The organism is Streptomyces sp. NPDC033180 (assembly GCF_055577645.1).
In genome coordinates this window covers 306,268-328,508 of sequence record NZ_JBVIPU010000003.1, presented here as the reverse complement: position 1 = coordinate 328,508, position 22,241 = coordinate 306,268, and the positions used below count along the sequence as shown (strand labels likewise).

Annotated in this window: 21 protein-coding genes; 8 read left to right on the top strand and 13 right to left on the bottom strand. The window is 71.4% G+C overall.

All coding sequences use genetic code 11. The annotated features are described in order from the left end of the window. Positions 1-37: 37 nt before the first annotated feature. The 6 genes from ACZ5WE_RS12220 to pdhA all read right to left on the bottom strand — a co-directional run bounded on the left by ACZ5WE_RS12220 (position 38) and on the right by pdhA (position 7,780). On the bottom strand, positions 38-1,159 hold the full coding sequence (locus tag ACZ5WE_RS12220; RefSeq protein WP_467685668.1) for a potassium channel family protein: 1,122 nt from the start codon (positions 1,157-1,159) through the stop codon (positions 38-40). Continuing rightward, positions 1,147-2,823 carry a molybdopterin molybdotransferase MoeA gene (locus tag ACZ5WE_RS12215; protein ID WP_467685666.1) on the bottom strand — a complete coding sequence of 559 codons (1,677 nt, stop codon included), beginning with the start codon at positions 2,821-2,823 and terminating at the stop codon, positions 1,147-1,149. Before ACZ5WE_RS12215 ends, ACZ5WE_RS12220 begins: the two co-directional genes overlap by 13 nt. Beyond that, positions 2,820-3,971 (bottom strand): NTP transferase domain-containing protein, encoded by a 1,152-nt coding sequence (locus ACZ5WE_RS12210; RefSeq protein WP_467685664.1) that lies wholly within the window; start codon positions 3,969-3,971, stop codon positions 2,820-2,822. The genes ACZ5WE_RS12215 and ACZ5WE_RS12210 overlap by 4 nt, the downstream gene beginning before the upstream one ends. A 94-nt stretch (positions 3,972-4,065) precedes the next feature. Next, on the bottom strand, positions 4,066-5,601 hold the full coding sequence (locus tag ACZ5WE_RS12205; RefSeq protein WP_467685662.1) for a dihydrolipoamide acetyltransferase family protein: 1,536 nt from the start codon (positions 5,599-5,601) through the stop codon (positions 4,066-4,068). Next, the gene (locus ACZ5WE_RS12200) at positions 5,601-6,629 is read right to left on the bottom strand and encodes an alpha-ketoacid dehydrogenase subunit beta (RefSeq protein ID WP_467685660.1); all 1,029 of its coding nucleotides are present in this window, start codon (positions 6,627-6,629) and stop codon (positions 5,601-5,603) included. The genes ACZ5WE_RS12205 and ACZ5WE_RS12200 overlap by 1 nt, the downstream gene beginning before the upstream one ends. After that, positions 6,626-7,780 carry a pyruvate dehydrogenase (acetyl-transferring) E1 component subunit alpha gene (gene pdhA, locus ACZ5WE_RS12195; RefSeq protein ID WP_467685658.1) on the bottom strand — a complete coding sequence of 385 codons (1,155 nt, stop codon included), beginning with the start codon at positions 7,778-7,780 and terminating at the stop codon, positions 6,626-6,628. Before pdhA ends, ACZ5WE_RS12200 begins: the two co-directional genes overlap by 4 nt. Before the next feature lie 190 nt (positions 7,781-7,970). Here pdhA and ACZ5WE_RS12190 point away from each other — a divergent pair, with 190 nt between their 5' ends. Next, positions 7,971-8,495, top strand: a complete 525-nt coding sequence (locus ACZ5WE_RS12190) for an Lrp/AsnC family transcriptional regulator (RefSeq protein WP_467685656.1) — start codon at positions 7,971-7,973, stop codon at positions 8,493-8,495. A 27-nt stretch (positions 8,496-8,522) separates the two neighbouring features. On the opposite strand, the gene ACZ5WE_RS12185 is transcribed toward ACZ5WE_RS12190, so the two are convergent. Then, a complete protein-coding gene (locus ACZ5WE_RS12185) occupies positions 8,523-9,116 on the bottom strand; it encodes a TetR/AcrR family transcriptional regulator (protein WP_467685654.1) in 594 nt (197 codons plus the stop codon). Next, complete coding sequence (locus tag ACZ5WE_RS12180; protein ID WP_467685653.1) at positions 9,113-10,627, bottom strand: 3-hydroxyacyl-CoA dehydrogenase; 1,515 nt, start codon at positions 10,625-10,627, stop codon at positions 9,113-9,115. Before ACZ5WE_RS12180 ends, ACZ5WE_RS12185 begins: the two co-directional genes overlap by 4 nt. Positions 10,628-10,822: 195 nt before the next feature. On the opposite strand from ACZ5WE_RS12180, the gene paaN reads away from it, so the two are divergent. Then, positions 10,823-12,514: a phenylacetic acid degradation protein PaaN gene (paaN, locus tag ACZ5WE_RS12175; protein ID WP_467685651.1), complete on the top strand. Its 1,692-nt coding sequence runs from the start codon at positions 10,823-10,825 to the stop codon at positions 12,512-12,514. A gap of 15 nt (positions 12,515-12,529) precedes the next feature. Here paaN and ACZ5WE_RS12170 read toward each other — a convergent pair whose 3' ends face one another. The 3 genes from ACZ5WE_RS12170 to ACZ5WE_RS12160 are packed head-to-tail and all read right to left on the bottom strand — an operon-like array spanning position 12,530 to position 15,420. Next, positions 12,530-13,309 carry a TrmH family RNA methyltransferase gene (locus tag ACZ5WE_RS12170; protein ID WP_467685649.1) on the bottom strand — a complete coding sequence of 260 codons (780 nt, stop codon included), beginning with the start codon at positions 13,307-13,309 and terminating at the stop codon, positions 12,530-12,532. A gap of 36 nt (positions 13,310-13,345) precedes the next feature. Further along, positions 13,346-14,581: an HTTM domain-containing protein gene (locus ACZ5WE_RS12165; protein WP_467685647.1), complete on the bottom strand. Its 1,236-nt coding sequence runs from the start codon at positions 14,579-14,581 to the stop codon at positions 13,346-13,348. Next, the gene (locus ACZ5WE_RS12160) at positions 14,578-15,420 is read right to left on the bottom strand and encodes a DUF5819 family protein (protein WP_467685645.1); all 843 of its coding nucleotides are present in this window, start codon (positions 15,418-15,420) and stop codon (positions 14,578-14,580) included. Before ACZ5WE_RS12160 ends, ACZ5WE_RS12165 begins: the two co-directional genes overlap by 4 nt. A 223-nt stretch (positions 15,421-15,643) precedes the next feature. On the opposite strand from ACZ5WE_RS12160, the gene paaA reads away from it, so the two are divergent. The 6 genes from paaA (at position 15,644) to ACZ5WE_RS12130 (ending at position 20,492) form a co-directional block, all read left to right on the top strand. After that, positions 15,644-16,642 carry a 1,2-phenylacetyl-CoA epoxidase subunit PaaA gene (gene paaA / locus ACZ5WE_RS12155; RefSeq protein WP_467685643.1) on the top strand — a complete coding sequence of 333 codons (999 nt, stop codon included), beginning with the start codon at positions 15,644-15,646 and terminating at the stop codon, positions 16,640-16,642. Beyond that, positions 16,639-16,929: a 1,2-phenylacetyl-CoA epoxidase subunit PaaB gene (gene paaB / locus ACZ5WE_RS12150; RefSeq protein WP_160506146.1), complete on the top strand. Its 291-nt coding sequence runs from the start codon at positions 16,639-16,641 to the stop codon at positions 16,927-16,929. The genes paaA and paaB overlap by 4 nt, the downstream gene beginning before the upstream one ends. Continuing rightward, a complete protein-coding gene (paaC, locus tag ACZ5WE_RS12145) occupies positions 16,926-17,675 on the top strand; it encodes a 1,2-phenylacetyl-CoA epoxidase subunit PaaC (protein WP_467685641.1) in 750 nt (249 codons plus the stop codon). The genes paaB and paaC overlap by 4 nt, the downstream gene beginning before the upstream one ends. Continuing rightward, a complete protein-coding gene (gene paaD, locus ACZ5WE_RS12140; RefSeq protein WP_467685640.1) occupies positions 17,669-18,160 on the top strand; it encodes a 1,2-phenylacetyl-CoA epoxidase subunit PaaD in 492 nt (163 codons plus the stop codon). Before paaC ends, paaD begins: the two co-directional genes overlap by 7 nt. After that, positions 18,160-19,236 carry a 1,2-phenylacetyl-CoA epoxidase subunit PaaE gene (gene paaE / locus ACZ5WE_RS12135; protein ID WP_467685638.1) on the top strand — a complete coding sequence of 359 codons (1,077 nt, stop codon included), beginning with the start codon at positions 18,160-18,162 and terminating at the stop codon, positions 19,234-19,236. Before paaD ends, paaE begins: the two co-directional genes overlap by 1 nt. Positions 19,237-19,358: 122 nt before the next feature. Next, positions 19,359-20,492, top strand: coding sequence for an acyl-CoA dehydrogenase family protein (locus ACZ5WE_RS12130; protein WP_467685637.1), 1,134 nt, complete (start codon positions 19,359-19,361; stop codon positions 20,490-20,492). Positions 20,493-20,546: 54 nt separating this feature from the next. Here the strand turns inward: ACZ5WE_RS12130 and ACZ5WE_RS12125 are convergent, their stop codons facing one another. Both ACZ5WE_RS12125 and ACZ5WE_RS12120 read right to left on the bottom strand, forming a co-directional pair. Continuing rightward, the gene (locus ACZ5WE_RS12125) at positions 20,547-20,894 is read right to left on the bottom strand and encodes a rhodanese-like domain-containing protein (protein WP_467685635.1); all 348 of its coding nucleotides are present in this window, start codon (positions 20,892-20,894) and stop codon (positions 20,547-20,549) included. A 242-nt stretch (positions 20,895-21,136) separates the two neighbouring features. After that, positions 21,137-22,015: a J domain-containing protein gene (locus tag ACZ5WE_RS12120; protein WP_467685633.1), complete on the bottom strand. Its 879-nt coding sequence runs from the start codon at positions 22,013-22,015 to the stop codon at positions 21,137-21,139. Between the last annotated feature and the right edge of the window lie 226 nt (positions 22,016-22,241).

The following is a 22,241-nucleotide window of genomic DNA, read 5'->3' as shown; positions in this document are numbered from 1 at the left end:
GGGCGAGGCTACTCTCTGCCCATTCCAGTCGGTCCGACTACGTGCGCAGACCTCCGCGCGGCGGATTCGACTTGGCGTCCGGCGCCATCGGCGACGTCGTCGTCGCCCGCACGATGCAGATCAGACGGTCCATCAACTGCAGCTTGCCGACGGCGGGATCGTCGTAACCGAGCACCCGGTGCCCACGTACGACGCTGACGACCAGGTCGTCCGTCTCCCGGACCCCGAGGCCCACCTCGGCCTTTATCACCGGCCGCTCGACGAGATCGAGCCCGCTGCCCTGCTGGATCAGATCCTCCATGACCATGCCGGCGCTGGGACTGAGCACGGAGAGGCCGAGCAGCCGTCCCGCCGCGCTGGCGCTGGTGATCACCGCGTCGGCGCCGGACTGGCGAAGCAGCGGCGCGTTCTCCTCCTCGCGCACCGCGGCCACGATCTTCGCCCCGCGGTTCATCTGCCGGGCGGTCAGCGTGACCAGGACGGCGGTGTCGTCGCGCTGGGTCGCGATGATGATCTGCCGGGCGCGCTGCACCTCGGCACGGAGGAGCACGTCACTGCGCGTCGCGTCGCCGATGACGCCCGCGTACCCCTCCGCGGTGGCGGCGTCGACGACCTTCGCGCTCGGGTCGACCACCACGATCTGATCGGGCTTCAGACCGGTCGCGCAGACGGTCTGGATCGCCGAGCGACCCTTGGTGCCGAAGCCGACGACGACGGTGTGTTCACGCAAGTTGGACCTCCAGCGGTTCAGACGCCATTCCTCGCGCGTACGTTCCGTGAGCACTTCGAGAGTGGTGCCGACCAGGATGATCAGGAAGAGCACGCGCAGCGGCGTGATCAGGAGAATGTTGCACAGCCGCGCACTGTCGCTGTACGGGACGATGTCGCCGTAACCGGTGGTCGAGAGCGTGACGGTGGAGTAGTAGGCGGCGTCGAGGAAGTCGAGCTTGTTGTCGGAGTTGTCGTGATAGCCGTCGCGGTCGATCCAGACGATGAAGGTCGTCAGAGCGAGTACCGCGAGCGCCATGAGAAGTCGCTTGGCGACCTGCCTCAGGGGGCGCTCGACGATTTGGCGCGGCAGTTTGATCCGATGGGTGACGAGGTGCTCGTCGGGGTTGCGGGCGATGGCGTCGTGGCCGGGAAGTTTCACGTGAAACACTCCCCGGCCGGGTCCGCTGTCATGTCGGCTCCCGTGCCTGTCTCCGTGCCGGTTTCCGACAGGGCCCAAGGCAGGTCGAGAACTTCCAGCTCCCGGCCTCGTCGACCGCCGCCCGGCGGGACGACCGCGAGCCCGTCGGCCACGGCGATCCCACGCAGCATCGCCGGACCGTTGTAGTGCAGAGGCACGGCGTGGTCGGCACGCAGGGTGACGGGGACGAGGCGGGTGTCATGCGGGTGCCCGTGCACGTCCTCGCGCAGAACAGCGGTGTACGTCGACGGCACGGGGCGCCCCGAGAGCGTACGCAGCAGGGGCTCGGCCAGGGTCAGCAGGCCGGAGACCGCGGCCAGGGGGTTGCCGGGCAGGCCGACGAGGTGTTGGTCGGGGCGGATGCGGGCGAGCAGCATGGGGTGCCCGGGGCGCACGGCGACGCCGTCCACGAGCAGTTCGGCACCGATGCGGCGCAGGATGGGGTGGACGTGGTCGACCGGTCCGGACGCGGTGCCGCCGGTGGTGACGATGAGGTCGGCGGTGGAGGTGGTGAGGGCTTGGTGGAGCGCCTCGGCATCGTCACCGAGCCTGCGTACGGCGATGACGTCCGCGCCGAGCGAGCGCAGCCAGGGCGGCAGCATGGGCCCGAGCGCGTCACGGATGAGGCCCTCGTGGGGGAGCCCATCGGTCAGCAACTCATCGCCCAGGATCAGCACTTCGGCACTGGGCCGGGGGACGACGGGCAGCTCGTCGTACCCGGCGGCCGCCGCGAGGCCGAGCACCGCCGGGGTCACCAGGGAGCCGCGCGGCAGGAGTTGGTCACCGGAGCGGCACTCCTGGCCGCGCGGCCGGATGTCCTGCCCGTGTGTGACGTCACGCCGGGGGTGCAGCCGCCCCTTGTCGTCGGTGAGGCCGTGCTCGCTGCGGATGACGGCGGTGGCCTCCTGCGGGATGCGGGCGCCGGTCGCGATCCGCACGGCTTCCCCGTCGGCGAGCGGCTCCGGCCGCCCGTGCCCGGCGAGGATTCCGTCGGCCTGGACTCCCCAGGGTCCGGGCCCGGCGACGGCCCAGCCATCCATCGCGGAGGTGTCGAAGGAAGGCAGATCGGTGAGGGCGGCGAGGGGCGCGGCAAGAACGAGGCCGAGCGCTCGCCCCAGGGGGACGGCGAGGGGCGCGGAGGTGGTGGGCACCGGCCGCGGGGCACGCCCGGCGGCGGTGCGGGCGGCGGGCCAGGGGGTGATGTCGCGGTGCTCGGCCTGGGTGCCGGGGGTGCCGGGGGTGCCGGGGGTGCCGGGGGTGCCGGGGGTGCCGGGGGTGCCGGGGGTGCCGGGGGTGCCGGGGGCACCGGGGGCACCGGGGGCACCGGGGGCACCGGGGGCACCGGGGGCACCGGGGGCACCGGGGGCACCGGGGGCACCGGGGGCACCGGGGTGAGTGTGGCTGCTGGGGAGGGTGGCAGATCCCGAGGGGGCGGGCTTGGGTTCGGGCTCGGACGGAGGCTGGGGCACGGTGTCGTGAGCCGGCTCGCCGACGCCCGAGGCGCCCGGCGTGCTCCGGAGGGCGCCGCCGACGGGCTCGGCGTCGGGGCGCCTGCCGGTCCTGCGGCCGTGGTCGTCGTTCACCAGGGCAAGAGCCTCGTCGAGCTCGGCGTCCGGCGCGGGCTGCCCACTCATCCGGCGTCCGGCCGCATGTCGTCCCTGGCATCCGGCCGCAAGTCGTCCCTGGCGTCGGGCCGCAAGTCGTCCCTGGCGTCCTGCCCCGGGTCGGGGCGGGTGTGCGGTGGCGTCGCGTCGGGCGCGGCGCCGGTGTGCGGGGGCGTCGCGTCGGGCGCGGCACCAGTGTGCGGGGGCGTCGCGTCGGGCGCGGCACCAGTGTGCGGGGGCGTCGCGTCGGGCGCGGCGCCGGATTCGCCCTCCTGCGCCCACCGCGTGGCCAGCGCCGCCGCCTTGCGGGCCGCATCGGCCACCGCTTCGGGACCACCGCCCTCCGCGGCCCGCGCCGCCGCGTACCCCACCAGGAAGGTGGTCAGCGGAGCCGCAGGCCTGGCCACGCCATGTGCGGCGTCGCGGGCGAGGTCGAGCAGCAAGCCGGTATCGACGTCGAGCTCGATGCCCAGTTCGTCCTTGACTGCGGAAATCCATTCATCCAACACGTGACCATGCTCCCTGATACGCGCCCTGGCGGCGGCGATGTCATCCCAGGTGTCGCAGTCGAAGGACGCTACGGCGTCGGTGACCCGGGTGAGTTGGAGCCGCGCCGTGAGCGACCGCAGCGGAAGCCCCGCCAGACCACCGTGCTCGGCGGCGAGCTTCGCGATCCCCCGCTTCAACGACGCACTGCGATAGGCCGCGACCAGCGGCTGGTCCCGACCGTCGGCATCTGTCAGGACCGCACCGTCCGCCCCGCGCGCGCCGCTTTCCCGCAGCTCGGCGAGGAGGCCGTCCAGCGTCCGCTCCTCCAGGAACGGCAGATCGGCGGAGAGCACCAGCACCAGCTCCGCCCCGGTACGCCGCAGCCCCGCGTCGAGCGCGGCGAGCGGCCCAGCCCCCGGGGGTTCCTCGCGCGCCCACACCACGGGGCGGGCAGTCGGGCGGGGCGCGGCGACGACCACGGTCGTCCCGGCGCCGGCACACGCGCCGAGCACCCGGTCGAGCAGCGCACGGCCGCCCACCCGCAGACCCGGCTTGTCCGCACCGCCGAGCCGTCTGGCGCCGCCGCCCGCGAGCACCACGGCGTCGTACGGGGAGGCGTGCGGGAGATCGGTCGGGGCGGCGTCCGATGCGGCGGATTCGACGCCACCCGGAGCCCTCTGCGCGGTCATTCCCCGAGTATGGGCGCACGAAGGATCAATGCCACCCCTTTGTACGGGGTCTCACATCACCGCATCAGGACTCACTCCGCTGCCCCGGGCCTCCTCACACTCCCCGCAGCAACACCGCCGGTTGCTCCACGCAGTCCGCCACGAACCGCAGGAACCCGCCCGCCGTGCCGCCGTCGCACACCCGGTGGTCGAAGGTGAGGGAGAGCTGCACGACGTGCCGCACCGCCAACTCACCCTGGTGCACCCACGGCTTGGGCACGATCCGTCCCACGCCGAGCATGGCCGCCTCGGGGTGGTTGATGATCGGCGTGGAGCCGTCGACCCCGAACACCCCGTAGTTGTTCAACGTGAACGTGCCGCCCGTCAGTTCCCCCGGCGTCAGCTTTCCGTCCCGCGCCGACTCCGTGAGCCGGATCAGCTCGGTGTTGACCGATTCGGTGGTCCGCGTGTTCGCGTTCCGCACCACGGGGACGACCAGACCGCGGTCGGTCTGCGCGGCGAAGCCGAGGTGGACGTCGGCGAGCCGGACCACCTCGCGCGCCTCCAGGTCCACGGTGGAGTTGAGCATCGGATAGCGGGCCAGAGCGGCCACGCTGATGCGGGCGAACAGCGCGAGCAGCGAGATCTTCTGCGCGCCGTCGTCTCCCTTCACGGAGGCGTTCATCGCCGTGCGTGCCGCGAGCAGTTCGGTGGCGTCGGCATCGACCCAGCAGGTGGCTTCCGGTATCTCACGCCTGCTGCGGGACATCTTGTCCGCGACGAGGCCCCGGATGCCGGTCAGCGGGTAGCGGGCCTCCGCCCCCTGCGGGGCGACGCGCGTCTCCTCGTTCACCGCTGCCACCGGCTGGTGCGTGACCGGGGCCGTGTGCGCGACGGAGGCCGTGGGCGCGACCGTGCGCTCCACCGCTATGGCGGTCTCCACGTCGGCCCGCGTGATCAGCCCGTCCGGACCCGTGCCCGTCAACTCCCGCAGCTCCACGCCGTTCTCACGGGCCAGCTTGCGTACGAGGGGTGAGATCACCGGTATCGGTCCGTCCGGGCGAGGCACAGCGCCCGCCAGCGTGGGGCCCGGCCCCGCGGCCACGGACGGCCCAGCGGGATCGTGCGCCACCGAGACCTGCGGGACAGGCTGCGCGGCAGGCTTCGGTGCCGCCTTCGTGACGGTCTTGGTGGCGGCCCCCGTCTTGGTCGTGGCCCCCGCCTTCGTGGTGGCCCCCGTCGACCGCACCCTCCTGCGCCGCGCGGGCGCCGCGGCCGTGCCGTACCCGACCAGGACGTTGCCGGAGGACTCCTCGGCGGCAGCCGTCTGCAGGGCGCGCTCCGCGGGCTCTTCCGGAGCCGCAGCCGCCCCGGCCGCGCCCCCGGCAGGGGCGCCGACGGCGACCGTCAACAGCGGTGCCCCCACCGGCAGTTCCGCCCCCTCCTCACCGAAGCGGGCCGTCACCACGCCCCCGTACGGACAGGGCACCTCGACCATCGCCTTGGCCGTCTCCACCTCGACGACGGGCTGGTCCACGGCGACGACATCGCCGACCTGCACGAGCCAGCGGGTGATCTCCGCCTCCGTGAGCCCCTCACCGAGATCGGGAAGCTTGAACTCGAGGCTGTTCACATTCAGACCGGGCGCCATCAGCTGTCCGCCTCCCACTGCAACCGCGCGACCGCGTCCAGGATCCGGTCCACGCCCGGCAGATGGTGCCGCTCGAGCATCGGCGGCGGATAGGGAATGTCGAATCCGGCGACGCGCAGGACCGGCGCCTCCAGGTGGTGGAAGCACCGCTCCGTGACGCGAGCGGCGATCTCCCCGCCGGGCCCTCCGAACCCGCCCGACTCGTGCACGACGACCGCGCGCCCGGTCCGCCGCACGGAGGCGGCCACCGTCTCGTCGTCGAAGGGCACGAGGGAGCGCAGATCGACCACTTCGAGGTCCCACCCCTCGGCGACCGCGGCCTCGGCGGCCTCCAGGCAGACGGGCACGGACGGCCCGTACGTGAGGAGCGTGGCGCTGCGGCCGGTGCGCCGCACCACTGCCTTGCCTATGGGTTCAACGGTCTGGGGCGCGGCCGGGTTCCAGTCGGCCTTGGACCAGTAGAGGCGCTTGGGCTCCAGGAAGACGACCGGGTCGTCGGAGGCGATGGAGGCCCGCAGCAGCCCGTAGGCGTCGGCGACCGTGGCGGGCGTGACGACGTGGAGCCCCGGAGTCGCCATGTAGTACGCCTCGGAGGAGTCGCTGTGGTGCTCGACGCCGCCGATGCCGCCGCCGTAGGGCACGCGCACCGTGATGGGCAGCGGCATCGCGCCCCGGGTGCGGTTGCGCATCCGTGCCACGTGGGAGATGAGCTGCTCGAAGGCCGGATAGGCGAACGCGTCGAACTGCATCTCGACGACGGGCCGCAGCCCGTACATCGCCATGCCGACGGCCGTGCCCAGGATGCCCGCCTCGGCGAGCGGTGTGTCCGTACAGCGGTCCTCGCCGAACTCCTTGGTGAGTCCGTCGGTGACCCGGAAGACTCCGCCGAGCGCCCCGACGTCCTCTCCGAGGACGTGCACGGCAGGGTCCTCGGCCAGGGAGTCACGCAGCGCGCGCCCGAGCGCCTGCGCCATGGTGGCCGGTTTGCCTGCCTTCTTCGTGGCCCGTTCGGCCGCGACCGTACTCATCGCGCGTTCTCCTCGCCGTCCGTGCCGTCTTCTTCCGCTGCCTCGAGCTCCGCCCGCAACTGAGCCGCCTGTTCACGCAGTTGGGTGGTCTGCTCCGCGTACACATGGCTGAAGAGGTCCATGGGGTTGAGCTCGGGGTCCTGGTTCATGCGCTCCCGCAGATCGGCCGCCATGGCCTCGGCGTCGTCCCGGGCCGCCCGCACCCGGTCCTCGTCGAGGAGGCCGCGCTCGGTCAACTCCCTTTCCAGGAGCAGGATCGGGTCGTGCGCACGCCAGGCCTCGACCTCGGCGTCCCCGCGGTAGCGCGTGGCGTCATCGGCATTCGTGTGGGCGTCCATGCGGTACGTCACCGCTTCGACGAGCGTGGGGCCGCCGCCCGAGCGGGCGCGGGATACCGCTTCGCTCAGCACCTCGTGCACCGCCGCCGCGTCATTTCCGTCCACCAGGCGTCCCGGCATTCCGTACCCGACGGCCTTGTGGGCCAGGGAGGGGGCGGCCGTCTGCTTGTCGAGCGGCACGGAGATGGCGAAGCCGTTGTTCTGCACCAGGAAGACGACGGGCGCCTGCCAGACGGCCGCGAAGTTCAGTGCCTCATGGAAGTCGCCCTCGCTGGTGCCGCCGTCCCCGACCATGGCGAGCGCGACCACGTCGTCGCCCTTCAGGCGGGCGGCGTGCGCGAGCCCCACGGCGTGCGGGAGCTGGGTCGCGAGTGGGGTGCACAGGGGCGCTACGCGGTACTCGCGCGGGTCGTAGCCGGTGTGCCAGTCGCCGCGCAGCAGAGTCAGCGCGTGGACGGGGTCGAGGCCGCGGGCGACCGCGGCGAGCGTGTCCCGGTAGCTGGGGAAGAGCCAGTCCTGCTCCTGGAGGACGAGCGCTGCGGCCACCTCGCACGCTTCCTGGCCGGTGCTCGAGGGGTAGACGGCAAGCCTGCCCTGCTTCGTCAGAGCCGTCGCCTGCGTGTTGTACCGCCGTCCGCGCACCAGCTGGGCGTACAGCCGGCCCAGGAGCTCCTCGTCGGCCTTGCCGGCGGCTTCCGTGCCAAGGACGCGATACGGCTCCGCGTCGGGCAGCAGCGGCGCGGGGTCGGTCCTGAGCTGCCATGCGGGTGGCGGGGTGGGCCGGTGGACGCCCCGCTGCTCCATGACCGTCATGTCGGCACCTCCATGTGGAAGCGGTCTCCTCGTGGGAGCGGCAAAAGAGGCGCGGCAATGTGAGGCGCCTCACCTACCGATTGTTCGGTCGTCGGCACATTTTGGCTACAGGCACCTCCAGGCTGTGGACAAACGGTTCTGCACAGCCTGGGATGGATGCAGTACGTCCATGGTAGGGAGGCGGGGGGACATGGCATCTGAACGAATGGCCGACGGGCGCGACGGTGATCGTCCCGAAAGCCGGGCCGGCGACCGCCAGGAGGGCCTGCCCCGCCCGCTGGACCCGATCGACCGCGACATCCTGCACATCCTGCACACGGACGGTCGCGCGTCGATACGGTCCGTGGCCGAGCGCGTCCACGTGTCACGGGCCAACGCGTACGCGCGCATCAACCGGCTCATCGACGACGGCGTCATTCGTGGCTTCGGGGCCAGAATCAACCACGAGCGGGCAGGTCAGGGCGCGTCCGCCTACATCACGCTCAAGATCGTCCAGAACACCTGGCGCACGGTCCGCGAGCATCTGCGCACGTTGCCGGGCGCCTCTCACATCGCGCTGGTCAGCGGCGACTTCGACGTACTGCTCCTAGTGCACACGCCGGACAACCGGGCGCTGCGCGAGCTGGTCCTCACCCGGCTGCAGTCCATCCCCGAAGTGCTCAGCACACGTACGTTGCTGGTCTTCGAGGAGGACGACCTGGAGCCGGAGAGCTGACCTCCCAGACGGGAGGAAGCCGGCCTGTCAGCCGCCGCTGCGCAGTCCCGCGAAGGCCAGCTGCACGACGGCGTCGGCGACCTGCTCACCCGACGAGGCGCCACGGGCGTCCGGGCGGTACCACTCCACGATGGAGTTGATCATCCCGAAGAGCAGCCGGGTGGCGAGGCGCAGCTCGACGTCCGAGCGCAGATCGCCGTCGGCCACGGCCTCCTTGAGCAGATCGGCGACCTGCTGGTCGAACTCCCTGCGCCGCTCCATCGCCCACCGCTCGGTGTCCGTGTTGCCGCGCACGCGCAGCAGCAGGGTCACATAGGGCAGCTCCGCGATCAGCACCTCGACGGTGCGTCGCGTGACGTGCTCCAGGCGCTGCACGGCGGTGCCCACGCGCGCGCGGTCCTCGGCAAGGATCCCGAAGAGGCCGTCGAGCGCGCGGCTCACCGCGCGACGCAGCAACTCCTCCTTGCCGGAGACGTGGTGGTAGATCGAGGACTTGGAGATGCCGGCCGCCTTGGAGAGGTGCTCCATGGACGTGCCGTCGTAGCCGCGCTCGTTGAAGACCCGGACCGCCACCGTCAGGAGGGTGTCCGGGGTGTACGTGTCGCGCCTGGTGGTGGTCATGATTGGTCCTCTCGCGCTGCCGCCCGGCGCAGCGCCTGGGACGGCGCGTAGCGGCCTGTGGGGTACTCCAGGTGCAGGCGCTCCAGGGTTTCAAGGACCCAGCCCGCGCCGAGCTCCTCGCCCCACGCGAGCGGGCCGCGCGGGTAGTTGACGCCCAGGCGCATCGCCGTGTCGATGTCCTCCTTGTCGGCGACGCCGCGCGCGACGGCGTCCTGTGCGAAGTCGACGAGCATGGCGACGGTACGGGCCACGATCAGCCCTGGGACATCGGCGACGACGCTGACCTGCTTGCCCAGCGCCTGGAAGAGACCGACGGCCTCACGGAGCTGGGCCTCGCCCACTGCCACGGCGGGCGCCAGGGCGATCCTGCTCGCGGACTTGTAGTCCACCGCGAGATCGAAATGGATCACCGGAGCCTCGGCGTCGTCAGCGGCGGAACCGTCGGCAAGGAAGAGCCGCACCCCGCTGGGCAGTTCGATCCAGCCGGGGAAGTCGGGATCGATCGGCTTCTTGCGCGTGACGTCGATACCGGCGTCGCCGATCAGCTCCACCAGCGCCTGCGCCTGGAACAGCTCTCCGTGCACCACGACGGACGCCGGGGCCGGTGCGGGCGCCGCCGTGTGCGGCTCCGCGCGCGGGGCGTCGTCCCCGTACGCGTACCAGCCGTGCCCCGACTTGCGGCCGAGGCGGCGTGATTCGACAAGGCGGCGCTGGGCGAGTGACGGCGTGAACTTGGGGTCCTGGAAGAAGGACTCCCACACGGAGCGGGTGACCGCCTCGTTCACGTCCTGGCCGATGAGATCGGTGAGCTCGAAGGGGCCCATCTTGAAGCCGCCGGATTCGCGGAGAACGGCGTCGATGGTGGCCGGGTCGGCGGCTCGCTCCTCGTGGACGCGCAGCGCCTCCGCGTAGAAGGGGCGGGCGACGCGATTGACGATGAAGCCGGGGGTGTCCGCGCTGCGGACCGGCGTCTTGCCCCAGGTCCGCGCCGTCTCGTACGCGCGCGTGGCGGCCGTTTCGTCGGTCGCGAAGCCGCTGACGACCTCGACGAGGGGGAGGAGCGGCGCGGGGTTGAAGAAGTGCAGGCCGACGAAGCGGCCGGGCTTCCTGAGCGTGCCGGCGATGGCGGTGACGGAGAGGGATGAGGTGTTCGTGGCGAGGAGACACTCCTCGTCGACGATCTCTTCCAGCTCTTCGAAGAGCCGCTGTTTCACTGGCAGTTGCTCCAGGACCGCCTCGATGACGAGTCCGCACCCGGCCAGCTCGGCGAGGCTGTCGACCGGCGCGAGCCGCTCCCCCGCGGCGGACCGGTCGTCGGCCGCGAGCCTGCCCTTCTCGACGAGCCGGTCAAGGCGTGCGGAGATCGCGGCGGCCGCGGCCTTCGCCTGCCCCGCCACGGCGTCGTACAGCCGCACGGGGTGGCCCGCCAGCAGGGCTACCTGGGCGATTCCCTGCCCCATGGTGCCCGTGCCGACCACGGCAACGGGGCTGCTGAGCTCGAGTGCTGTCATGCTCGCGATCCTCCCGCACGAGGTGTCCGCCGGAGGGTGCGGGGTGCCCGGCGAGAAGTTGTCCACAGGTTCGGCGGACCCCCTTGTCCCGACCGATCGTTCGGTTACTCTAGCTCTGTCTGTCCGTTCCTGCCCACTGCCCTGCCCCGCTCGCCGGCTCGACGAAGAGCCGGCTCGACGAGGAGTTGGTCCGATATGGCCGCCGAACTCACCGCGCACCAGCTGATCGCCACGCACCGGCCCACACTCGACCAGGCGCTGGAGACGATCCGCACGCGCGCGTACTGGTCGCCGCACCCCGAGCACCCCAAGGCCTATGGAGAAAACGGCAGTCTGAGCCTGCCCGAGGGCAAAGCCGCCTTCGACGCCCTCCTGGGCAGCCGCTTCGACCTCGACCAACCGGGCACGGACGACTGGACAGGCGCGGAAGCCTCGCCGTACGGGCCCGAGTTGGGCATCACGTATCCCCACCCGGACATCGACACGCTGCTGCCGGCGATGCGCGCAGGAATGCGTGCATGGCGCGACGCGGGCGCGGAAGTGCGCGCGATGGTCTGCCTGGAGATCCTGTCGCGCATCAGCGCCCGTACGCACGAGATGGCGCACGCGGTCATGCACACCAGCGGCCAGGCCTTCATGATGGCTTTCCAGGCGGGCGGACCGCACGCCCAGGACCGCGGCCTCGAAGCGGTGGCGTACGCGTACGTCGAGCAGTCCCGCACCCCCGACAACGCGGAGTGGTCCAAGCCCCAGGGCAAGCGCGACCCGATCGGCCTGAACAAGCGCTTCACGCCCGTGGCCCGCGGTATCGCGCTCCTGATCGGCTGCAACACCTTCCCGACGTGGAACGGCTACCCGGGCCTGTTCGCCTCCCTGGCCACCGGCAACCCCGTCCTGGTCAAGCCCCACCCGCGCGCTGTGCTCCCGCTCGCGCTGACCGTGCGCATCGCGCGCGAGGCCCTCGCCGACGCGGGGTTCGACCCGAACCTGGTGTGCCTGGCCGCCGAGCGCCCCGATGAGGGCATCGCCAAGACCCTCGCCGTCCGCCCCGAGATCAAGATCATCGACTACACCGGATCGACCTCCTTCGGCGACTGGCTGGAGGCCAACGCCCGCCAGGCGCAGGTCTACACGGAGAAGGCCGGCGTGAACACGGTCGTCGTCGACTCGACGGACAACTACAAGGGGATGCTGTCCAACCTGGCCTTCTCCCTGTCGCTGTACAGCGGCCAGATGTGCACGACCCCGCAGAACCTCCTGATCCCCCGGGACGGCATCGCGACGGACGCCGGAGCGAAGTCGTACGACGACGTGGTGTCCGACCTCGCCGCGTCGGTGAACGGCCTGCTCGGCGACGACGCCCGGGCGAACGGCATCCTCGGCGCCCTGGTCAACCCGGATGTGAAGGCCCGCCTGGAAGCGGCTGCCGGACTGGGTGAAGTGGCCCTCCCCTCACGGGAGATCAGCAACCCGGAGTTCCCGGACGCCGTGGTCCGCACCCCCGTCATCGTCAAGCTGGACGGCGCGAAGCCGGACGCCGAGGCCGTCTATCTGAACGAGTGCTTCGGCCCCGTCTCCTTCGCCGTCGCGGTCGACTCGGCGTCGGACGCCGTGGAGCTGCTGCGCCGCACGGTGCGCGACAAGGGCGCCATGACGGTCGGCGCGTACACGACGTCGGACGAGGTGTCCGGCGCCGTGGAGGAGACCTGCCTGGAGGAGTGCGCCCAGCTCTCCTTGAACCTCACGGGCGGCCTCTATGTGAACCAGACGGCGGCGTTCTCGGACTTCCACGGCTCGGGCGGCAACCCCGCCGCGAACGCCGCCCTGTGCGACGGCGCCTTCGTGGCCAACCGCTTCCGCGTGGTGGAGGTGCGCAGGGACGCCTGACGCCCGGCGGCGGGCTCAGGCCTCCGTACCCGGAGGCCTGCCCGCCGACCAGTGGAAGAGCGTCATCCCGACGCTGGTGGCCAGGTTGTAGCTGGAGACCTGGGGCCGCATCGGCAGGGACACCAGGTGGTCGGCACGCTCCCGCACCTGCGCGGACAGGCCACTTCGCTCGGACCCGAAGGCCAGCACGGCGTCGTCCGGCAGCTTCAGGCGGCGGATGTCCTCTCCCTCCGCGTCGAGGGCGAACACCGGCCCCGGGGGCAGCTCGCAGACGTCCATCCGCTCGACAGCCGTGGCGAAGTGCAGGCCCGCGCCACCGCGTACGACCGTCGGATGCCAGGGGTCGAGCGTGCCCGTCGTGACGACTCCCGTCGCCCCGAACCCCGCGGCGAGCCGGATCACGGCCCCCGCGTTGCCCAGATTCCGGGGGTCGTCGAGGACGACGACCGGAGCTGTCCTCGGCATGCGGGCCAGCGCGTCGAGGTTGTCCGTACGGGAAGGACGTACCGCGAGAGCAGCCACCCCCGTGGGATGCAGGCGCGGCACGAGGGCGCGCAGGGTGCTGTCCGGGACCTGGACGAGGAGCGCGGCCAGGGCGTCCTTCACATCCGGCGCGAGGTCGTCGGCGAGGGCGAGCACAGCGGCCCTGTCGCTGGTCAGCGCCGAGGGGATCAGCGCCCCGAAGCGCAGCGCGTGCTTGATGGCGTGGAAGCCGTCGAGCAGCACGGAGGCGTCGGCGACCTCTCGCCAGTCGCGCACAGCACTGTCCGGATCACGCTGGTGCGTCCCGTTCATCTGGCGTACGTCCCGCTCATCCCTTGTACGGCCCGTTCATGAAGGGAAGCCTACGCGCGCGTGCTCGGTGGATTCCCTGGCCGGTTCCTCGTCCGCCCCGCGCTGCCCCGGAACCGTGCCACCGCGCGAGAACCGCGACAACAGCGCTCCACGCGCGCGTGCCGTCCATCCGCCGACGCGGCGCAGGAACGACGTCGGCAGGAACACCGCGTCGGCCGCGATCATCGCGAGCGAGAAGAACGGCAGACCGAGAACGACCGCGATGACCGCGTGCTCGAAGATCATGGCGGCCAGGAGGACGTTCTTGACCCGCCGGTTGAAGAGGGTGAAGGGGAAGGCCACCTGCACGGCGACCGTCCCGTACGTCACCAGCATCACCATGAGGCCGTGCGAGGCGAGCAGGTCGGAGAGCGCGGGCCAGGGGGAGAAGTAGTCGAGACGCAGCGGGTAGTAGATGGCCGTGCCGTCCTGCCAGCGGCTGCCCTGGATCTTGTACCAGCCGGCCGTCGCGTAGATCAGACACGCCTCGACCATGATCACCAGAAGCGCGGCGTTGTGCGCGAGCTTGACGATGACGTCGAGCAGCTTGCGGGCCTCGCCGTCGGGCGCCCGCCGTCCGACGGCCCACCACAGGCCGTGCGCGAGCCACAGCCCCCAGAAGATCAGCAGCCAGCCTCCGCTGAGCTCCCCCATGAACGTCACCAAGGAAAGGCCGAGCCCAAGGGCCCACCACAGCACGGGCCCGGCCTTGTCGACGGGCTGTGCCGTCTTCGCCGGGTCGACCGGCGCCGTACGCGCGCGCAGCGCACGCCGGGCGTCGAGCGACCAGACCTGGCCGCAGCGCGTGAACACCAGGTAGGTGGCCATGAGGTGGATGACGTTGTCGCCACCGTCGCCCATGAAGATGGAGCGGTTCTGCAGCGAGAGCACGCCGATCATGAAGAGCACGGACATCGTGCGTGTGCGCCAGCCGAGCATCAGCAGGGCGCTGCTCAGGACGGCGAGTGCGTAGACGGCCTCGAACCAGATGCGCCCGTCGGACCACATCAGGGCCGTGAAGGCGTCGTTCTCCGCGATGAGCTGCTGGGCCATGTCCCAGTTCCACGGGCTGTCGGGACCGTACAGCTCATGGCGGTGGGGGAGCTCGCGCAGCAGGAAGAGCAGCCAGGTGGCGGCGAATCCGATGCGGATCACGGCGGTCTGATAGGGGCCGAGAGCGGATGCGGTGACGCGTTCCATGCCGCGCCCGAGCAGGGAGCCGAAGCGGTTCATCGGGCGTCCCCCTCGGACTCTCGGGCCTTGCCCAGAGGCATGTCGTCGGGTGTCACGGACCACCACGGCAGCTGGCGGAGCGCCGGTTTCGTCGTGACTTTCTCATCGCTCCACTCGGGGGGCCGCACGTTCGTGGTCCTGGAGCGGACCTGGACGCGCTCGATGGTGGCGCCCTTGCCGAGGGGCTCCACGCGCTCGACGCGCATCATCACGATGCGGCGGATGTAGCGCTCCGAGAGCTCCCCGCGCAGGCCGCGGGGACGATTCTGCGCGTCGTGTGCGCCGACGTAGAAGTCCCAGGCCCTGCGCAGTTCGTTCTGCTGCGTGTGGCTGGGCAGCAGATTGCCGTCGATGGCTGCGCCGTCGCGCGCGGAGAGGTCGTACCAGGCGGTGGTCCGGGTCGTTCCGCTGTCCGTGCGGATCTCGGCGCGGGCCTGCACCGCGATGTTCTGCTGCATCGGGTTGGGCGCGAAGAGCTTCCAGTTCTGCTCGAACTCGGGGTAGATCCAGTCGTCGACGGCCTGACCGTGCTGCTTGGTCATGGTGTTCGCGGGGGCGACGTGGAGGAAGAGCATCCCGACGTGGACGCAGGCGGTGACGGCGATGAGCGCGAGCGCGAGCGCGGCCGCCGCCTGGTAGCGCGGGGAGAGGGCGGCGATGCCGGTGCGGGGCGTCGGGACGGGCGCGGGCACGGCCCCCGGGGCCGGCGGGACGGGGGTGATGCCGCCGGGAGGCGGCGAGACGGCGTCGGAAGGCGGGAGGGCGGCACCTGAGGACGGGGAGACGGCGTCGAAGGACGGGGGCGGTGGCTCGTGCGCGTTGTTGTCGTTCGCGTCCATTCCGCCCCGATTCCCGATCCCGCATGGCGGTACGCCCGTCGGCCCGCCCGTCACACGGCTCTCTACCGCCCGTCGCAGCGGAACGGTACTCATGCCTGCGCGCCAGTTACAGCGTCCGTGAAGTTATCCACAGGGTTGACACCCTATGGCGCTGAGCCGCACCATTGAATTCCACGAACCGAACGATCGGTCGGTAGCTAGCTAAAGGTCGAGGGGGACCGCGATGGCGACAGCAGCCGAGCATCAGACGGCCCGGTCCGAGGCGGACCAGGCGATGGCCGACGCCGCACGCACGGCGGCGCACGAAGCGGTCTTCGACGCCGCCGTCGCGGCCGACGAGCGCATCGAGCCGCGGGACTGGATGCCCGAGGCCTATCGCGCCTCGCTGGTCAGGCAGATCGCGCAGCACGCCCACTCCGAGATCATCGGCATGCAGCCTGAGGCCAACTGGATCACGCGCGCCCCGTCCCTGCGGCGCAAGGCGATCCTCATGGCCAAGGTGCAGGACGAGGCCGGTCACGGCCTGTATCTGTACAGCGCGGCCGAGACCCTCGGCACCAGCCGGGACGAACTGCTCGACAAGCTGCACTCGGGCCGCCAGAAGTACTCATCGATCTTCAACTACCCGACGCTGACCTGGGCCGACGTCGGCGCGATCGGCTGGCTGGTGGACGGCGCCGCCATCACGAACCAGGTCCCGCTCTGCCGCTGTTCGTACGGCCCCTATGCCCGCGCGATGGTCCGCGTCTGCAAGGAGGAGTCGTTCCACCAGCGCCAGGGGTACGAATCCCTGCTCGCCCTCAGCCGAGGCACCGAGGCCCAGCACGCGATGGCACAGGACGCGGTGGACCGCTGGTGGTGGCCGTCCCTGATGATGTTCGGCCCGCCCGACGACGAGTCGTCGCACTCGGAGCAGTCGATGACCTGGAAGATCAAGCGGCACTCGAACGACGAGCTGCGCCAGCGCTTCGTGGACATCTGCGTCCCCCAGGCCGAGTCCCTCGGACTCACGCTCCCCGACCCGGACCTCGTGTGGAACGAGGCGCGGGGGCACCACGACTTCGGCCCGATCGACTGGACGGAGTTCTGGGCAGTCCTCAAGGGCAACGGCCCGTGCAACGAACAGCGGATCACACAGCGCAGGACCGCGCATGAAGAAGGCGCGTGGGTGCGCGAGGCAGCAGCGGCGTTCGCCGCCAAGCACGGGGAGGCGAAGGCATGAGCAGCTCGACCGACTGGCCGCTGTGGGAGGTGTTCGTGCGCTCCCGCCGCGGGCTCTCCCACACCCACGCGGGCAGCCTGCACGCGCCGGACGCGGAAATGGCCCTGCGCAACGCCCGCGACCTGTACACCCGCAGAAGCGAAGGCGTCTCGATCTGGGTCGTGCCGTCCACACAGATCACCGCCTCCTCGCCCGACGAGAAGGACTCCTTCTTCGAACCGGCGGGCGACAAGCCCTACCGCCACCCGACCTTCTACGACATCCCGGACGGGGTGAAGCACCTGTGACCGCGCTGCCGGCCCCGACGGCCACCGCCACCGCCCTCGCGCTGGGCGATGACGCGCTGGTGCTCTCGCACCGGCTGGGGGAGTGGGCGGGCCACGCGCCCGTCCTGGAGGAAGAGGTCGCCCTCGCGAACATCGCCCTCGACCTGCTCGGCCAGGCGCGCGTCCTGCTCTCCCTGGCCGGGGACGAGGACGAACTGGCCTACCTGCGCGAGGAACGCGCCTTCCGCAACCTCCAGCTGGTCGAGCAGCCGAACGGCGACTTCGCCCACACCATCGCCCGCCAGCTCTACTTCTCCACGTACCAGACCTTGCTGTACGGCGAGTTGGCGAGCGGAGACACTCCGTTCGCCCCACTGGCCGCGAAGGCCGTCAAGGAAGTGGCCTACCACCAGGACCACGCGGAGCAGTGGACGCTGCGGCTCGGCGACGGGACGGCTCAGAGCCATGAGCGGATGCAGCGCGGGCTCGACACGCTCTGGCGGTTCACCGGCGAGATGTTCCGGCCGGTGGAGGGCATCGACCGGGCGGACGGGGGTGAGGGCATCGACTGGCAGGCGCTGCACGCGAGTTGGACTGCCTCGGTGACCGCCGTGATCGAGAAGGCGACCCTGGCCGTGCCCGTCGGCCCGCAAGAAGGGGCCTGGGCAGCGGGCGCGGGCCGCCAGGGTCTGCACACCGAATCCTTCGGGCGGATGATCGCCGAGATGCAGCATCTGCACCGCAGCCACCCGGGGGCGTCATGGTGACCACCGCCCTCGAGGAGGAGCTCCTTGCCCTCGCGGGCTCCGTGCCCGACCCGGAGCTGCCGGTCATCACGTTGGCCGAGCTCGGGGTTCTGCGCGGCGTGCACGTCCGCGGCATCGGCAAGGTCGATGTCGAGCTCACCCCCACGTACACCGGCTGTCCAGCAATAGAGACCATGATCGCCGACATCGAGCAGGTCCTGCGGGAGCGCGGCATGGCAGAGGTCTCCGTGCGCACCGTGCTATCCCCCGCCTGGTCGACGGACGACATCAGCGCCGAGGGCCGCCGCAAACTGGCGGAGTTCGGCATCGCGCCCCCGCGCCCGCACAGCACCGCCGGGCCGGTACCCCTCACCCTCTCGGTCCGCTGCCCGCACTGCGGCTCGACCGACACCGAACTGCTCAGCCGATTCTCGTCGACGGCCTGCAAGGCCCTGCGCAGGTGCATCGCCTGCCGTGAACCGTTCGACCACTTCAAGGAGTTGTGATGGCGCGCTTCCACCAGCTCCGGGTAGCGGCGGTCGAGCAGCTCACCGACGACTCCGTGACGCTGACCTTCGAGGTGCCCCCTGCCCTGCGTGAGGAGTACCGCTTCGTACCGGGCCAGCATCTCGCCGTCCGCCGCTTCGTCGACGGCACGGAGATCCGGCGTACGTACTCGATCTGCGCACCCGCACCCCACCCCGAAAGCCCCTCGGAACCCCGGACCCTGCGGGTCGGGGTGCGCTTCGTAGAAGGCGGCGCCTTCTCGACGTACGCCCTGAAAGAAGTCGCCGTCGGCGACGTTCTTGACGTGATGACCCCGGCCGGGCGCTTCACGCTGGAGCCGGCACCCGGGCGCTATGCGGCGGTGGTCGGCGGCAGCGGGATCACACCGGTGCTCTCCATCGTCACGACACTCCTCGAGCGCGAACCGCAGGCCACGTTCTGCCTCATCCGGAGCGACCGCACCGCCGCGTCGACGATGTTCCTGGAGGAGGTCGCCGATCTCAAGGATCGCTGGCCAAACCGGTTCCAGCTGGTCACAGTCCTCTCCCGGGAGGAGCAGCAGTCGGGGCTCGACTCCGGACGGCTCGACGAGGAGCGGCTGGCCAGGCTGCTGCCGGCGCTGCTGCCCGTCGAGGAGGTCGCGGGCTGGTTCCTGTGCGGTCCGTTCGGACTGGTGCAGGGCGCGGAGAAGACACTGCGCGGCCTGGGCGTAACGCGTCAGCGCATCCACGAGGAGATATTCCACGTGGACGGCGGCCTCGCCTCCCCGGCACCCGCCTCCGCGACGGCCGCTCCCGCGCACAGCACCGTGACGGTGACGCTCGACGGCCGCTCCGGCACCTGGCCGGTCCAGGACGGCGAGTCCCTCCTCGACACCGTGCTGCGCAACCGCGCGGACGCGCCGTACGCCTGCAAGGGCGGGGTGTGCGGGACCTGCCGGGCCTTTCGGGTCTCGGGCGAGGTGCGGATGGACCGCAACTTCGCGCTGGAGCCGGAGGAGACCGAGGCGGGATATGTGCTCGCATGCCAGTCCCATCCGGCCACGGACACCGTGGAGTTGGACTTCGACCGCTGAGAGCCCCGCGTGCAGGTGTGTTCCCTTCCCATAGAACCTGTTCTATCTTGACGACCCGTCAGAAACAGCGGGTGTAACAGGCAGAGACAGAATCGTCGGGCCGGTGCGCGGGAGGACAAGCAGTGGACTTCACCTTCACCGAGGAACAGCAGGCGGCCGTCGAGGCGGCGAAGGCGCTCTTCGCCTCCGTCGCACCCGACGGAGTGCCGAGCCCCGCCCTCGTCCCGGGCGCCGTCGCCGAGGACCTCGACCGCGCCCTGTGGGCCAAGCTCGCCGGAGCCGACCTGCTGAGCCTGCTCCTCGACCCCGAGTACGGCGGCGCGGGCCTGGACGCCATCGCCCTCTGCCTGATCCTGCGCGAGTCGGCGAAGAAGCTCGCACGGATTCCGCTCCTGGAAAGCAGCGCTGCCGCTTATGCCGTACAGACCTACGGCAGCGAGGAGTTGAAGCAGCGGATCCTGCCGAGGGCCGCCCGCGGAGAGCTCGTCCTGACCGTCGCGGCGAGCGGCCGCAGCGGCCACGACCGCGCCGAACTCGCCGTCACCGCACGGCAGGATGGCGACGACTGGCTGCTCGACGGCACACAGACAGCCGTGCCCTGGGCACAGAACGCCGACCTCATCGTGGTGCCCGCCCACACAACGGCCGGCCGGACCGTCCTCGCCCTGATCCCCCGCGCGCACGACGGCCTCACCCTCGCCGAGCAGGTGTCCACCAGCGGTGAGCGCCTCGGCGAGCTCAGCCTGGAATCCGTACGGCTCGATGGCGCCGACATCATCGAGGCCGACGGGGCCTGGGACTGGCTGCGCGACCTGCTCACCACCGGGACCTGCGCCCTCGCGCTCGGCCTCGGTGAGGGCGTGCTGAGCATGACCAGCGAATACACCGGCAAACGCGAGCAGTTCGGCTTCCCCGTCGCCACCTTCCAGGCCGTGGCGGTCCAGGCAGCCGACCGTTACATCGACCTGCGCGCGATGGAGGTCACCCTCTGGCAGGCCGCCTGGCGCATCAGCACCGGCGCGAGCGGCGCCCTGCCCGCCACGGGGGATGTGGCCGTCGCCAAGATCTGGGCGTCGGACGGCGTACGCAGGGTGGTGCAGACGGCTCAGCATCTGCACGGCGGCTTCGGATCCGACACCGACTACCCCCTGCACCGCTACCACGCGTGGGCCAAGCAACTGGAGCTTGCCCTCGGCCCGGCAGCGGCGCACGAGGAGGCACTGGGCGACCTGCTGGCCGCCCACCCACTCGGCTGAAGGCTCACACCGCGAGAGCAGCGCCCGCGGCAGTCGAGCCCCCGCCCCAGGGGGCTAGATCACGGCGCCCGGCTGACCCTTGTCGTCGACGACGGGCCGGCCCGCGGCCTCCCAGCTCTGCATGCCACCGTCGACGTTCACCGCGTCGACACCCTGCTGGATGAGGTACATGGCGACCTGCGCCGAGCGTCCACCGACCCGGCAGATGACGTGGACCTTGCCGTCCTGCGGCGCGGCCTCGGTCAACTCGCCATAGCGGGAGACGAACTCGCTCATCGGGATGTGCAGCGCACCCGCGGCGTGGCCCGCCTGCCATTCCTCGTCCTCGCGGACATCAAGGAGAAAGTCGCCGCCTGCGAGGTCGTCGACACCGACGGTGGGCACATGAGATCCGAAAGCCATGCCTCCGACGCTACCCGACGGACCAGCAGCCCCACGGGCCAGGCAGCCCCACGGGCCAGGCGGCCCGACGGGCTAGGCTGCGCCACAGGCCAGGCGGTCCCACCGGCCAGGCGGTCCCACCGGCCAGGCGGTCCCACCGGCCAGGCGGTCCCACCGGCCAGGCGGTCCCACCGGCCAGGCGGTCCGACGGGCAGGGCGGTCCCACCGGCCAAGCGGCCCCACCGGCCAGGCGGCCCGACGGGCTAGGCGGTCAGTCGCGCGAGCTCCGCCTCGCGCTCGGTGACCTGCGCGAGCAACTGCTCGGCGATCTCGTCGAGGAGTTGGTCCGGATCATCCGGCGCCATCCGCAGCATCGCGCCGATCGCACCCTCCTCCAGCTCCCGTGCGACCACGCCGAGCAACTCCTTGCGCTGGGAGAGCCACTCAAGGCGTGCGTAGAGCTCTTCGCTCTTGCTCGGCCACTGCTGCTCGGCCACAGGGCCGGCGGCCCACTCGTCGGACAGCTCCCGCAGCAGGGGCTCGTCCCCACGCGCGTACGCGGCGTTCACCCGCGTGATGAACTCCTCGCGGCGGCCGCGCTCCTGATCGTCCTGGGCCAGGTCCGGGTGGGACTTGCGGACGAGCTCGCGGTAGAGCTTGCGGGCCTCGTCGCTGGGCCGCACCCGCTGCGGCGGCCGTACCGACTGATCGGTCAGCATCGCGGCGGCCTCCGGATAGAGGCCGTCGCCGTCCATCCAGCCGTGGAACAGCTCCTCGACCCCCGGCATCGGCATGACCCGCGCCCGCGCCTCGTCCGCTTTGCGCCGGTCCTCTGGGTCACCACTGCGGGCAGCCAGGGCCTCGGCGATCTCGGCATCCAGCTCGTCCAGGCGCGCGTACATCGGGCCGAGCTTCTGGTGGTGGAGCCGCGAGAAATTCTCCACCTCGACCCGGAACGTCTCGACGGCGATCTCGTACTCGATCAGCGCCTGCTCGGCCGCCCGGACCGCCTTCTCCAACCGGTCCTCCGGCCGTGCGGCGCCACTCTGCCCCGCCGCCCCGTCAGGAGCCTCGCGACCAGCGGTCGCGGGCCCGGGGTCGGGCGTCTGGGGCTGCGTGGGCTCGGCTTCCGGGGTCGTCACCCGTCCAGCCTAGGCCACCGCACCACCACCCCGACCGACCGGCAGCCAGCGCCGCCGGGGGCCGAGCGAGTCCTTGGCGTAGAGGCTTGCCGGGGGCATCGCTGAGAAGGGCTTCCGTGTGGGGTCCTTCCCTGAGGGCTTCCGCTGGGGGAGCCACTGAGAGGGGCCACTGAGAGGGGCCACTGAGGGGGCTTCCGCTGAGGGGGGCTCCCCCACCCCCTCCCTC